Source organism: Undibacterium sp. Tian12W (assembly GCF_049339405.1).
In the GTDB taxonomy this organism is placed as follows: domain Bacteria; phylum Pseudomonadota; class Gammaproteobacteria; order Burkholderiales; family Burkholderiaceae_D; genus Undibacterium.
Genome location: NZ_JBMPPK010000001.1, coordinates 475375 through 489360, shown reverse-complemented (window position 1 = coordinate 489360; position 13986 = coordinate 475375). Strand labels below are relative to the sequence as shown.

Sequence of the window (13986 nt, the reverse complement as noted above, 5' to 3'; positions counted from 1 at the left end):
GAAAGTTCAAAGAGCTTAAACTAAAAATGCAAAGACCATCAAGACATCAAGAGTATTGGGACGATTCAAACAGAAAATGCGTTATTGGGCGCATCAAGGTAAGCGCGCATTCTCTTGTTTTAACTTGAACACTTCTGTTCCTATCGCATAACCAACAAAGCCCGTGTCCGTAGGCAGCAGCCGTATCTTGTTGACGGCGCGGCCCATGGGGATATGCTTCCAGGTCTGGCCGCCATCCGTAGTCTGGTAGCCGCCTTCAATGGCACCTACCCAACCGGTGTTGGCATCAATGAAGCCAACACCAAATTCCCTGACCTTGATGTCATTGATGAGAGGGATTTCTTTCCAGCTCAGGCCGCCATCTACTGTCTTGGCAACATAGCGCTGGCTGGTGGCCGGATCAGGGTTATAGCTTTGTATGGTCACATAGCCGGTATCGCGGGTAGGGAAACTGGCTTTCCAGGTCAGCTCAAAGGGGCGGCTGGATTCATAGACTGTCTTCCAGCTTGCACCGCCATCTTTGGTCATGATGATGCGGGCGTGGGATTTTTCTGTATCACTGTCAGATGCACCAAATACAAAACCTGTCATCGCATCAAAGAATTTGACGTCCAGTATCATGCCTGTATAAGGCGTCATGTCCATGCTCTTCCAGCTATTGCCGCCATCCAGCGAGCGCAGCAATGTAGCCGGGCCACCGACACGGCCACCGGCATGGATGATGGTTCTTTCTTCCAGTACACCGGAGTTGATGAATTTGTTGTGCAGTATGTCGATGGCACACAGGCCCTTGATCTGCATGCCCTCAAGACCTTTGGCAACTTGCCAGTTGGCGCCACCATCGCGGGTTTCATACAGTGGCGTGGTATCGGTAACGCCAGGGAAGTAATCAGTGCCTATGTTGCCGGCATAGCCATGCATGGCATCAACAAAACCCACTGTGCGGAAGAAAGTGCCGGGTTTGGATAATTGCTCTTGCCAGTTCTGGCCACCATCCGTGGTTTTGTATATCTTGCCACCGCCATTTATATACCAGCCCAGGTCTGGCTGAACAAAATAGATGTCATCCTGCTTGCCCTTGTAGGCCACAGTATTGAGTTTGCTCCATGCCGCATCTGCACTCAATTGATAGTGCGTTGCGGTGGCCTGTGGTGTGGTGCTACATGCTGTCAGGGCCATGCATAACAGGCTGCTGAGTATAGTTGTTGTTGTCGCCGTCCAGATTCTTTGTGGTTTGGTTTTCATTTTTATTTTTGATGGAAATGATAGAAACGCTTGGACTAGTCTGGACGATGGAAGTTTCTTGAACTATTTAGTGCCTGGAGAATTGTTTGGCAGAGGTATTTCTTATCTGATGATGTGCTTGTACTGTCTTGTTGTCAGACAGGCGCCAGTCGAAAGTATAGTATCGGCTGTATCTGGTTTTGCGAGATACGGCTTTCGTACCCTAACTCAATCTTCTATGCCTGACCAGCACCTGTTCCTGCGCCTTGAAATGACCAGCGAGTTTTTCGACCATATACACTGAGCGATGCTGGCCGCCGGTGCAGCCTATGGCGACGGTCAGGTAGCTGCGGTTGTCGCGTTTGAATGCTGGCAGCCATTTGGTGATGAATTGCTCGATGTCGGTAAACATCTCATCGACCATAGGCTGTTCTTTGAGGAACTGGATCACGGGTTCATCGCGGCCTGTCAGCGGGCGCATGATGGGATCGTAGTGGGGGTTGGGCAGCATGCGGACGTCGAAGACAAAGTCGGCGTCCAGCGGCACGCCTATCTTGAAGGCGAAGGATTCGAACATCAGGGTCAGCGGGGTGTGGCCTATTTCTATGACGTCCTTGACCCAGGCGCGCAGTTTGTTGGCGGACAGGTCGCTGGTGTCGATGACGTGGGCGACCAGTTGTATGCCTGAGAGGATTTCGCGTTCTTCTTGTATGCATTCAGTCAGGCTGAGCCTGTCGCCGGGTTCTTTGTCGAGACCAAGCCGGTGTGACAGCGGGTGGCTGCGGCGGGTTTCTGAAAAACGGGCGACCAGGGATTCTGTGCTGGCGGTCAGGAACAGGACTTTGACATCATGCCCTTCTGCACGCAATGTGCGTATGGAGTCTGGCAAATGCGTGAGCTGATTCGCGCTGCGGCTGTCGATGGCGATGGCCGCTGACGGCACGCCTTCTTTGATGAGCGTATTGACCAGATCAGCCAATAAACTTGGCGGCAGGTTATCGACGCAATAGTAGCCTGCATCTTCAACCACATTCAGGGCGACCGATTTACCGGAGCCGGATATACCAGAGATAAGCAGGATTTCCATGGGATGTACTCAACAGGTATTTAGTCACCGTTTTCCATGGCGCGGCGTTGCCGTTCCATGAAATCTTCCAGCGTATTGATACCACGTAATTGCAGGATGGTATTGCGCACAGCTGCTTCCAGAAGTACCGCGATATTGCGGCCTGCAGCAACCGGGATCACGACTTTTCTGATGGGCAGGCCCAGCACTTCTTCAGTCTGCGAATCTATCGGCAGGCGTTCGTAATTTTCTTCGAGGGTGCTGCGGCGTACCAGATGCACAATGAGTTTCAGGCGCATCTTGCGGCGTACTGCGGTTTCACCAAAGATGGTCTTGATATCAAGCAGGCCAAGGCCGCGCACTTCCAGCAGGTTTTGCAGTAGCTCGTGGCAGCGGCCTTCTATCATGTTCGGGGCAATGCGCGAAAATTCGACGGCATCATCGGCCACCAGGCCGTGGCTGCGTGAAATCAGTTCCAGCCCGAGCTCACTTTTGCCCAGACCGGATTCACCGGTGATCAGTACGCCGACACCCAGCACGTCCATGAAAACGCCATGCATGGTGATTTTTTGCGCGAGTTTTTTCGACAGATACACGCGCAGATAATCAATGACCTGTGCAGATGGATAAGGCGTAGAAAACAGCGGGATATTATTGTCGTCGCAGGTCGTCAAAAACGCTGGTGGCGACTCCAGACCCTGTGCCACGATGAGGGCAGGCGGCGCACCGGCGACGAGTTCACGCATGAGGTTATTGCGCGAGGCATTCGACAGACGGTTGTAATACGATAGTTCCTGATGTCCCAGTACCTGTATGCGGCCAGGGTGGATCAGGTTCAAATGCCCGACCTGGTCAGCAGAAGACGCCGCATCGCCTGTGATTTGCTTGTCGGCACCAGCAAAACCCGCAAACCAGCCCAGTTGCATGGTGTCGCGGTTATCGTCGTAGATTTTTTGTACCGTGAGTTCTGTCAATGATGGCATGGCTATGTGGGTTGAATCTGACGATGTCTTGGTTGTCTGGGGGTATTTTGCTTGCTTGAAGTATCAGGAAACGCAGGGAGCTTGAGCTTGACCAGACTGCCGCAGACGAAATACGCAGCGGGCAGCCCTGTCACAATCTGTCATGTTGTGCCTGGCAGGTTCGGGCGCCAGGCCATGATTTTTTCATATATCGCAGCAGCGCTGGTTTCAGTATTGAGCGTATCGCGGAAAGTTTCGTTCGACAGCATCTCTGCCACTTCAGACAAGATTTCCAGATGTTGTTGCGTGACATTGTCAGGCATGAGCAAGAAAATCAGCAGGCTGACTGGCTGGCTGTCTGGCGACTCAAAAGGAATAGCCTCCTTTAGCCTGACCAGGGCGGCAATCGGTGCCTTGAGGCCCTTGATGCGGCCGTGCGGGATGGCGACGCCATGGCCGAGGCCAGTAGAGCCCAGGCGTTCACGCGCAAACAGGTTATCAGAGACAACCGAGCGCGCTATGCTGCAATTATTTTCGAATAACAGCCCGGCCTGTTCAAATGCTCTTTTTTTGCTGGAGACTTCCAGATCCAGGAGTACGTTGTTCAGAGGCAGGATTTTTGCAATATTCGTCATGGTGCAAGATCGTTTTACAGCGAAATGGTGCAATGCACAAAATTAGGTTTTGACAAATTATAGGCTTCTTTTGGCCGATTTGCGCAAAACTTGACAACACTTTTAACGAACGTTGTCTCTCAGTAATTTTTCAAATTTATCAACAGGCAGGGGTTGACTGAAATAAAAGCCTTGCATCTCCTGACAACCAGAGTCAGCCAAGAAGAACATCTGGTCGGCTTTTTCCACCCCTTCGGCTGTGACACTCATGCCCAGCGCATTGGCCATGGCAATGATGGCGTGCGTCAGTACAACAGAATCGGGGTTGCCCGGGATATCGCGGATGAAAGAACGGTCTATCTTGAGATTGTCAATAGGGAAACGTTGCAAATAAGATAGTGAAGAGAAGCCTGTCCCAAAATCATCCAGGGAAATGCTGATGCCAAGTTTTTTGATCGCATCAAAGACCGGCAGCAGCAAGTCTATATCACCCATCAGCAAGCCTTCGGTAATCTCCAACTGCAGTGCAGATGGTGGCAAGCCGATTTCTTGCAGGATTTGTTCTATATATTTGGGCAGGCCAGGGTCCTGGAATTGCTTGGGCGAGATATTCACGCTGATGACCATGTCCGGCGAATATTGCTCGCGCCATAGCTGGGTTTGCAGACATGCCTGGCGCAAGATCCAGCGGCCCAGTGGCAGGATGAGGCCAATTTCTTCTGATATAGGGATAAATTCGTTAGGCGGTACCAGGCCAACGTCTGGCATTTGCCAGCGTATCAGCGCTTCTGCACCAACGATCTGCGAGGTGCTGAGGCTGATCTTGGGCTGGTAATACACCAGGAATTCATTGTCAGTCAGGGCGCGGCGCAGATTGGTTTCCAGCGCATAGCGGTGCTGGGCTCGTACATTCAGTTCTGTGGTGAAGAACTGGTAGTTGTTGCGACCCAGTTCCTTGGCATGGTACATCGCCGAATCAGCGCAGCGCAGCAGCGTAGGGCCGTCTTCACCATCATGTGGATAAACACTGATGCCGATAGAGGTACCGAGGTGATATTCATTGCCCTCAATGACGAAAGGATCGCGCATGCGGGCCAGTACACGCTCGGCCAGGTCCTTGAGTTGCATGGCATCTTCAAAGGCTTCGGCAACGATGACGAATTCATCACCACCGAGGCGGGCCAGCATGTCCGTCGTGCGTATGCACGAACTCAGGCGCGACGATACATCACGCAGGAGTGTATCGCCAGCCGCATGGCCAGCAGTGTCATTGACGTTCTTGAACCTGTCGAGGTCAAGAAAGAGCAAGGCCAGGCGGTGCTGGGTGCGTTTGGCACCGGCCAGTGCTTTGACCAGGCGCTGGTTCAGTTGATGACGGTTCGGCAAACCAGTCAGGGCATCGTAAGAAGCCATGAAATGCAATTGCCTTTGCGTCTCGCGCACTTCTGTGGTATCGGTGAAGGAAATCAATACGGCAGATACCGTGGCGCTACTTTTTTTATTGATAGGCAGTACATTCACCAAGAGCCAGACAACGGAGCCATCACGCAACTCCACTCCCATGGATAAATTCAATATCGGGGTTTTACTGCGGAAGACCACGGAAGCCGGATCATCCCCCATACGTATCGCTTGTCCTTCGTCACCGAGTATGTTCTTGAAATAACGGTGACGCCTGCCAACGGTGCTGATGTCATCAATTTTAAGAATACGCTGGGCGCTGGGATTGCAGGTCAGGATCTGGCCGCTGGGGCCTATCACCATGATACCTTCACTGAGATTGGTGACCACGGAGCGATAGCGTTCTTCGCTTTCCTCCAGGCTTTGTTCCATGTTCTTTTTATCGATGGCCAGACCGATGAGGTCACAGGCATCCATCATCATGGCCTGCTCATCTTCATTCGGGCTGTGTACCATCTGGTGATACACATCGACCGTGCCCAGCAGGGTGTTGAAAGCCGTGGTAATCGGCAAAGACCAGCATGAACGCAAGCCGTAGCGCAGCGCCGGTTCACGCAAATTTTTCCACAGCGGGCTGACTGCAATATCCTGGACTATCGTGGTGCGCTGGTAATAAATCGCGGCGGAGGCTGAGCCCGAACTGGTATCGACTGGCAGATTACCAAGCAAGGCGCAAAAACCATCTGGCAGCGAAGGGCCGGCACCAAAACTCAGTTGCTGGGTGCTGTCGTCATATAGCGTGATGGCGCACAAGGCGCCATTGTCGAGCAAGCGTTCCATACGATCGCAGACGTCTTCCAGAATATCGGTCAGCGGTTTGTCGAGCGCAATCATCTCGAGAATTTCTTTCTCGTGATGCAGGGCTTCATGGACGCGGCTGGATTTATAACGGACTTGGTCGATCAGGGGCAGGGCGGTGACGGTAGCGCTGGAACGTGAACTGCTGCGGGGAGTGATTTCTCGCGCCGTCAGCAAGATGGCGGTTTGTTCATTGAAATTGAATTGGGTAGCGCGGACTTCTATATCGAGCAATTGACCATCAAGCCGTATGCACTGGCAAGTGTGTTTGCTCTGTGCCCCGTCCTGCCGCAGTTTTTGCAGTATGGTTTTGGCACCTTCATGATGCCGCCCATGCAAAAAAGCTTCTGGCTTCAGGCCTATGAGCTGCTGCGGGTCACCGGCATGCATGAGTTCTGCACCTGCCGGATTGGCATACACGAGATTGTCGTCGATGAGCACATACATCGCATCCGGGTTATGTTCCAGCAAGGCCATATGCCAGTCTTGACTGGCGACAGGCTCGCGTGTACTAGTACTTGAAAACGGGACCGGAATTATCACGACGACAATCTATAAAACGAATAAGTCTGGATACTTTACATCAAGCAAGTTCTAAGGACAATGATGGTAATTAGCTAGCATATTAAAAACACATTAGCCTGCGGTAGATAAAAAAACACCTCTTGCAAAATTGTACTTCCCTGGCCGGACTTTATTTCAAGCGCTTATTTTAAATCGATACGCACGAACATGAACAAGACGTCGCCATTACCCTTGTTCTTTGAAAAGCGCGGGACATAGGTTGCCATCAGCTTGGTATTGCGTGTGCCTATCGACGCCACTGGCAAAATGACTGGAAAGGGTATGCCACCAAAGTAATCGGTGCGGCTAATTAACGAGCCAGTCAGGCCACCACCAACTTCGATCTTGTCACCTAGCGGCTTCATCCATTGATAGACATAGCCTGCCATAGGTTGTGGCTTAAAGTGTGAATCAGAAATCATCATGGCATAGACGGATTCTTCATTGTCTTCCTTGGTGCGTATGGCTTTGCTAAAGCCCAAACCCCAGGTGTTTTCATTGAGCTCTGCAATTCTTTCCCTGGTGTAAGTGCCGCGGCCATGGTGGGTATGGCCAGCCAGCATCAGTGACAAGTCGCCTTCATCCAGGATTTTATTGGCTTTGGCTTTGGCGCTATCCCACCAGCCCATATCTTCCTGGACTGGGGCGCCAGTTGTTTGCGCCTGGGATGCTGTGCACAGCAAAAAAGCGGAGGCGCACAAGACAGCGCGCAAGGAGAAATATTTGAATTTCAACATAATATTGCTTACAAATGGATACAAAAAATGAGTGTGAGAGGGATGCAGCCACACATACTGGTACGCTTACTGGCGTGCATTCCGGCGATTGTCCGGGCCCTGGCCCGTACTGAAATTGCTGCGCCATGGGTTGATGTCCAGTCCACCGCGACGTGTATAACGTGCATAGACTGACAATTTCTGCGGTTTGCAGTGGCGCATGATATCGACAAAGATGCGTTCCACACATTGCTCGTGGAACTCATTATGGTCGCGGAAGCCTATCAAATACTGCAACAGGCCTTCCTGGTTGATTTGCGGGCCTACATAGTGAATTTGCACGCTGCCCCAGTCTGGCTGGCCAGTTACCAGGCAGTTGGACTTCAGCAAATGCGAGATCAGGGTTTCTTCTACCGGTGACTCATCAACATTGGCGGTCAGCAGCGATGGGTTGGGGGTATAGCTATCGACTTCAATATCTAACCTGTCGAGCAACTGGCCTTGCAGTTCATGCATGGCTAATTTGTCGAACTGGTCAGGCGTAGTCAGTTTGACCTGCACTGCCGCACCAAAACCTGCAGATAAATCTGCCTGCAACAGACTGACCAGCGCATCTGTACCCGCCAGGCGGGTCTGGTTGAAAGAATTCAGGTAAAGCTTGAAAGACTTTGATTCGATGATGTTCGGCGAATCTGCTGGTACTGTAATGGCAGCAATCGCCACCTGCGGTTTGCCACGCAGGTTTAGCCACGAAATTTCATAGGCATTCCAGATATCCACACCAAAGAAAGGCAGGCTGCTGCCAAGGCCTATTTCTTCCCTTTTTCCGGAACGGGAGATAGGGAAGAGCAGGCTGGCATCATATTCGGACTTGTAAGTCGCGGGCTTGCCCAGTAAAGAATGTTCAGGCGTATTTGGTGCGGAATCTGTCATGTTGTCTGCGTTGCGTAATGTATTACTTAAGATCTGCGTTACTTAAGGCTATGAGCTGTATCAGCCCAAAAATAATTGATAAACGGGATTCTTACTTTCATCCCAGTAACGATAGCCCAGGGTTGCCAAAAATTCGCGGAAAGCCTTCATTTCTTTCTTTGGAACCTGTAAACCAACTAAAGTTCTGCCGTAATCTGCCCCATGGTTGCGATAGTGGAACAAACTGATGTTCCAGTTCGGTGCCATGCTGTTCAAAAAGCGCATCAGCGCACCAGGGCGTTCAGGGAATTCAAAGCGATACAGCAATTCATCCTTGGCCAGGCTGCTCTTGCCACCCACCAGATGGCGGATATGCAATTTCGCCAGCTCGTCATGTGTCAAATCCAGGGTAGGGAAGCCGTGCTTTTCAAAATTCTTGGCAATTTTGCCAGATTCCAGCTTATCGTGCGTTTGAATGCCCACAAAAATATGTGCGGCTTTTTCATCGCTGATGCGGTAATTGAATTCTGTGACATTGCGTGCACCGACCAATTCACAGAAGCGGCGGAAGCTGCCGCGTTCTTCTGGTATGGTTACAGCGAAAACCGCTTCACGTGCTTCACCGACTTCGGCACGCTCGGCAACAAAACGCAGGCGGTCAAAATTCATGTTGGCACCGCAGGCGATGGTCACCAGGGTTTCATTCTTCAGTGGTTTTTTGTCGGCCTTGGCGCGTTCTATATAGGCCTTGCAACCGGCTACTGCCAAGGCACCGGCAGGTTCCAGTATGCTGCGGGTGTCCTGGAACACGTCCTTGATGGCGGCGCAGACGGCATCTGTATCAACCGTAATCACTTCGTCGACATACAGCTTGGCAAGGCGGAAGGTTTCTTCACCTACCAGCTTGACGGCGGTGCCGTCAGAGAACAGGCCAACATCATTCAAAGTCACGCGCTTGCCCGCTTTGAGGCTACGTGCCATCGCGTCAGAATCTGTCGTTTGCACACCGATGATCTTGATGTCAGGGCGCACTGCCTTGACGTAAGCAGCCACGCCAGAGATCAGGCCACCGCCGCCAATCGCGACGAAGATTGCATGGATAGGCTCGGCATGCTGGCGCAAAATTTCCATGCCTACCGTACCCTGGCCTGCGATAACGTCAGGGTCATCAAAGGGGTGGACAAAGGTCAGCTTGCGTTTCTTTTCCAGTTCCAGTGCATGACCGTAAGCATCAGTATAAGAATCACCAAACAGGACGATTTCAACCAGGTCACCACCGTGGGTGCGTACCGCGTCTATCTTGACCGGTGGTGTGGTGGTTGGCATGACGATGACTGCCTTGCAGCCCTTTTTGCTGGCACTCAGGGCCACGCCCTGGGCATGGTTACCGGCAGAGGCACAGATGACGCCTCGCTTGAGTTGCGCTGGCGTCAGGTGGGCAATCTTGTTATAAGCACCGCGCAGCTTGAAGCTGAACACACTTTGCATGTCTTCGCGTTTAAAATAAATTCGGTTATCCATGCGAGCCGACAGGCTGGTGGCATATTCCAGCGGGGTTTCAAATGCGACGTCATAGACGCGCGCTGTCAGGATCTTCTTCAGATAATCGGTGCTCATGGATGTCTTATTGTTAGTTAAAAATGGCTTATTTGGGTCTGATCTAAAGCTAATTCAGGTCTAAATACTTACTTGTTGCTTACTTTTTGATTACTTGCTGATTAGAAATTGCAGCCGCCATTATAATGTATGCCTTTTACAGCCATATCAAACCACGATGATAGAAGACGCAGTCCATTGGTTATTAAGTGTCCTGGCCGTACCTGAAGTCGGTTTGAGTTCGGTATTTCTGATCAGCTTTATTTCAGCCACTTTGTTGCCATTAGGCTCAGAACCCGCTGTGTTTGCAGTCATCAGGGCCAACCCGGCGATTTTCTGGCAAGTGATCATCGTTGCAACCATAGGCAATACCCTCGGTGGGGTGGTTGATTACGGCATGGGTTATGCCGCCAAGCAGGCCTTTGACCGTGAGCGTGAAAGCTACTGGTACCGCTGGCTACAGCATTTTGGCCCCAAGACCATGCTGCTGGCCTGGTTGCCCGGCATTGGTGACCCCATCTGCACCCTGGCAGGCTGGTTGCGCATGCCTTTCTGGCCCAGTGTGTTTTATATGGCAGTGGGCAAGTGCCTGCGTTACATCGTCATCACCTGGCTGTTATTGAAAGTGCCAGAAGGCGTCTGGTCCAAAATCGCCAACTTCATCTTCTGACCAGACATGGGCAGAGGCAAATACTATGGCTGGTGGCGGCGCACAGGTGAGGGGCTGGAAGCCGCTTTCTATCAAGAAAACTGGGCCGCACACATTGCCTATGCGCTCAAGCTGCAAGGTGGTTTGCACATAGACAGGCGTGATTTTTACCTGCCCCTGCCTGCGGGCTTTCAATGCAAGCTGGCCTTCATTTCAGATTTGCATGCGGGCCCGCTGACAGATGTGCGTTTGCTGGAACAGGCATTTGTCGCCATTGCTGCTTTTGCGCCGGATGTCATCCTGTTTGGCGGCGATTTCGTCTCGCTGCATGCCCGACATATGCAACATCTGATTAAACCATTGGGTTTGCTCAATCCAGCTACCCCCAAGTTTGCCGTCATGGGTAATCATGACTTGTGGCTGGATGATGTGCATATTGCAAATTGCCTCAAGGCGGCAGGCGTCCAGGTCCTGGTCAATCAAAACGCACGCTTGCCCGCCCCTTTTGATGCAATTTCGATTTGCGGCCTGGATGAACCCGGCGTCGGTATGCCAGACGCCGACCAGACTTTTGCCGGAGCAAGCGAGGTGCGTGTGTTGCTCATGCATTCGCCGCTAGGTCTCAAGCTTGTGGCTGGGCATGATTTTCAACTTGCTTTTTGCGGCCATACCCATGGCGGGCAAATCGCCGCGCCCGGTGGCAAGCCACTGGTCTTGCCGCCCGGCTCAGGTGAGCGCCGTTATGCCAGGGGTTTGTTTGCCTTGCCAGACGGTCGGCAATTGCTGACCAGCCAGGGCATAGGCATGAGCGATTTACCGATACGCCTGTTTGCCCCTTCCGAAGTGCATTTATGCCATTTGTATTCTTCGCTGGATGTAGTAGAACAGAATGGCAGCCAAGCCAAATCAGGTCAGCAGACCTGGTAGTTAATGTATAGACAAATTCGCTTAAAAATTTTGTGCCTTTTGTCGGGATGTCACAATGTTTGACTATAATGCTTGCCGGAAAGTAGTCGGAAAAGCGGGATCCGTACGAAGAATCAATGCAAACACAAAGCAAGCACCACGCAAGTTTTGCACACTCACTCAGTTTTTTAATAAAGAAGCATGCCCCAGCATGCGGCATGCCACGCGCTCACCAAGGAAATTAAATGCAAGATACTAAAAAAACCAATCAACAGCCACGCCGTGGCTTTTTGCAAGGTCTGGTTGCCACTGCAGCTGGTGCCACTCTGGCAGCGCCTGCACTGGCAAAACCAGCTGCAGCAGCACCGGCAGTATTTCTCGATGCCGCCAAATGGTCACCGCGCAACCGTGACCTGGTAGCGGCCCTGATCGCCAAGCATGGCAATACCAGCAAAAGCTATTCTGCCAAGCGCAAGCCTTACGCCGTGTTTGACTGGGACAACACCAGTATCATGAATGACTGCGAAGAAGCGCTGTTGATGTACCAGATCAATCACCTCGCATTCAAGCTGAGCCCGCAAGAATTCTCTGCGACTATCCGTCAAAATGTACCAGTTGGCAATTTCACTGCTGACTACAAAAATGCCGCTGGCAAGCAACTGGATCTGGAAAGCGTTTGTACCGATCTCGACAGCGACTATGCTTACCTGCACGCCAACTACAAAGGCATGGCCGGTAGCCGCAGTCTCGAAGAAATCATGGAGACAGCACAGTTCCAGGACTTCCGCGCCAAGCTCTACTTCCTGTATGAAGCCGTCAATGACACGCATGGCGTGAACGTTGGTTATCCATGGGTCATCTACTTCTTCGCCAATATGACCGTTGCTGAAGTCAGCGCACTCGCAGAAGCATCGAATGACGCCAACCTCGGCATGAGCCTGACCAAGACCAAATATACCAGTCCTTCATCCCTGCCTGGTGTGGCTGGTGTCATCTCCACTGCCCACTTCCACGGCATACGCCTGTGTACAGAAGTCGCGACATTGATGAACACTTTCCGCCAGAACGGTTTTGACGTATACGTCAGCACCGCCTCGCTGGAAGATGTGGTTGCCGTATTTGCGACCAATCCAAAATATGGCTACCACGTACAACGTGAAAACGTCCTGGGCCTGCGTCTGGAACAAAACGGCGACGTCTATAAAAACGCCTACCGCAAAGACTGGCCTTTGAACTGGGGCCCGGGCAAGACTGTCGTCATCAAACGTGAACTGGTCGCCAAAAAAGGCTACGGCCCGGTATTTGTCGCCGGTGACAGCGATGGTGACTACGACATGCTGCGCGATTTCAAAGAAACAGAAATCGGCCTGGTCGTGAACCGCCTCAAAAAAGGCAAGATCGGTGAATTGTCCAAGGCCGCTGCTGATGCTGCCAAAGAAGCCAACCCACGCTTCCTGCTGCAAGGCCGCCAGGAGTCCACGGGTAACTGGTTGCCCGTAGAAACTACACTGAAATACGGCAAGACTGCGGCTGCATTGCTGGGTTGATTTTTTGCATGAAGAACGGGCGGCTGAGGCTGCTCGTTTTTTTATCTGGTAATTGAAATAAATGTAATATTTTCCATGTGGTGAATGTCCTGATTTATTGCGATATATGGCACTTGGTGCTATATTTGTGTCTTCATTAATACGATATCCTGCGTTATGCAAATCTTCCTGACGAAATGGTTTGCCCGCTGGGCAATCAAAGAAGGTTTGCCTGAGCAGGCATTGTGTGCCGCAGTAGCTGAAATGGAACAAGGTTTAATTGATGCTTATCTTGGAGGATATGTCATCAAGAAACGGGTCGCCTTAAATGGGCGTGGTAAAAGTGGTGGCGTACGGACAATCCTGGGCTTTAAGCTGAAAGATAAGGCCTTTTTCCTGTACGGATTTGCCAAAAATCAGCGCGACAACATTGACGACAAGGAACTACAAGCCTTAAAAATGTTGGCATCTGAATTGATGAAATATGATCGCAAGGCGTTGGATAGTGCGATACAGGCGCAAGAACTCATAGAGCTGAAAGAAGGAAAAAATGAGCAAACATGACAAATTACTCGATGTGCTGCACGGTACAGCGCAAGGTTTGCATGCTGCAGGGGTTATGGATGCAACTACCATGCGCGAGTTTGATGCTCTCTGCCTGCCACCAGTGCAAGAGTACACGGCTGAACAGATCAAACATCTGCGCTTGCGCGTCAAGGCTAGCCAGGCTGTCTTTGCTGCTTACCTCAACACCAGTCCTTCGACAGTGCAAAAGTGGGAGCAGGGGCAAAAACATCCTAACGGCCCGTCACTAAAGCTGCTGAATTTAGTGGATCGCAAGGGTTTGGAAGTGCTGGCTTAAATTCCATCTTTTCTATTTTGTCTCAAACGATCACTGTCTGATCTGCACACAGGTGTAAAATACGACAAACGATGTAAATCAAATTCGCTTGCCCAACTTTTGTGCAGCACTATTTGTAATGATTTTGCAA

The 13986-nt window shown here is 51.4% G+C and carries 13 protein-coding genes; 5 read left to right on the top strand and 8 right to left on the bottom strand.

What is annotated here, in order from left to right; all coding sequences use genetic code 11:
• Positions 1-93: 93 nt before the first annotated feature.
• From ACO0LI_RS02055 to ilvA, 8 genes are all read right to left on the bottom strand, one after another.
• Positions 94-1245 carry a hypothetical protein gene (locus ACO0LI_RS02055; RefSeq protein WP_423030469.1) on the bottom strand — a complete coding sequence of 384 codons (1152 nt, stop codon included), beginning with the start codon at positions 1243-1245 and terminating at the stop codon, positions 94-96.
• Positions 1246-1447: 202 nt separating this feature from the next.
• The gene (rapZ, locus tag ACO0LI_RS02050) at positions 1448-2311 is read right to left on the bottom strand and encodes an RNase adapter RapZ (RefSeq protein WP_423030467.1); all 864 of its coding nucleotides are present in this window, start codon (positions 2309-2311) and stop codon (positions 1448-1450) included.
• 20 nt (positions 2312-2331) lie between these two features.
• Complete coding sequence (gene hprK, locus ACO0LI_RS02045) at positions 2332-3273, bottom strand: HPr(Ser) kinase/phosphatase (RefSeq protein ID WP_422954109.1); 942 nt, start codon at positions 3271-3273, stop codon at positions 2332-2334.
• A 140-nt stretch (positions 3274-3413) separates the two neighbouring features.
• On the bottom strand, positions 3414-3887 hold the full coding sequence (locus tag ACO0LI_RS02040) for a PTS sugar transporter subunit IIA (RefSeq protein ID WP_423030465.1): 474 nt from the start codon (positions 3885-3887) through the stop codon (positions 3414-3416).
• Between the two features lie 102 nt (positions 3888-3989).
• Complete coding sequence (locus ACO0LI_RS02035; RefSeq protein ID WP_423030463.1) at positions 3990-6668, bottom strand: EAL domain-containing protein; 2679 nt, start codon at positions 6666-6668, stop codon at positions 3990-3992.
• A 164-nt stretch (positions 6669-6832) separates the two neighbouring features.
• Positions 6833-7426: a hypothetical protein gene (locus tag ACO0LI_RS02030; RefSeq protein ID WP_422954112.1), complete on the bottom strand. Its 594-nt coding sequence runs from the start codon at positions 7424-7426 to the stop codon at positions 6833-6835.
• A gap of 66 nt (positions 7427-7492) precedes the next feature.
• Complete coding sequence (gene queF, locus ACO0LI_RS02025) at positions 7493-8338, bottom strand: NADPH-dependent 7-cyano-7-deazaguanine reductase QueF (protein WP_423030461.1); 846 nt, start codon at positions 8336-8338, stop codon at positions 7493-7495.
• A 60-nt stretch (positions 8339-8398) separates the two neighbouring features.
• Complete coding sequence (ilvA, locus tag ACO0LI_RS02020; protein WP_423030494.1) at positions 8399-9988, bottom strand: threonine ammonia-lyase, biosynthetic; 1590 nt, start codon at positions 9986-9988, stop codon at positions 8399-8401.
• A gap of 103 nt (positions 9989-10091) precedes the next feature.
• Here ilvA and ACO0LI_RS02015 point away from each other — a divergent pair, with 103 nt between their 5' ends.
• The 5 genes from ACO0LI_RS02015 to ACO0LI_RS01995 all read left to right on the top strand — a co-directional run bounded on the left by ACO0LI_RS02015 (position 10092) and on the right by ACO0LI_RS01995 (position 13856).
• The gene (locus ACO0LI_RS02015) at positions 10092-10583 is read left to right on the top strand and encodes a YqaA family protein (RefSeq protein WP_423030459.1); all 492 of its coding nucleotides are present in this window, start codon (positions 10092-10094) and stop codon (positions 10581-10583) included.
• 6 nt (positions 10584-10589) lie between these two features.
• Complete coding sequence (locus tag ACO0LI_RS02010) at positions 10590-11489, top strand: metallophosphoesterase (RefSeq protein ID WP_423030457.1); 900 nt, start codon at positions 10590-10592, stop codon at positions 11487-11489.
• Positions 11490-11713: 224 nt separating this feature from the next.
• On the top strand, positions 11714-13015 hold the full coding sequence (locus ACO0LI_RS02005) for an HAD family hydrolase (RefSeq protein ID WP_423030455.1): 1302 nt from the start codon (positions 11714-11716) through the stop codon (positions 13013-13015).
• Positions 13016-13171: 156 nt separating this feature from the next.
• Positions 13172-13558 (top strand): type II toxin-antitoxin system RelE/ParE family toxin, encoded by a 387-nt coding sequence (locus ACO0LI_RS02000; protein ID WP_423030453.1) that lies wholly within the window; start codon positions 13172-13174, stop codon positions 13556-13558.
• On the top strand, positions 13545-13856 hold the full coding sequence (locus tag ACO0LI_RS01995) for a helix-turn-helix domain-containing protein (protein WP_423030451.1): 312 nt from the start codon (positions 13545-13547) through the stop codon (positions 13854-13856). The genes ACO0LI_RS02000 and ACO0LI_RS01995 overlap by 14 nt, the downstream gene beginning before the upstream one ends.
• Positions 13857-13986 lie beyond the last annotated feature (130 nt).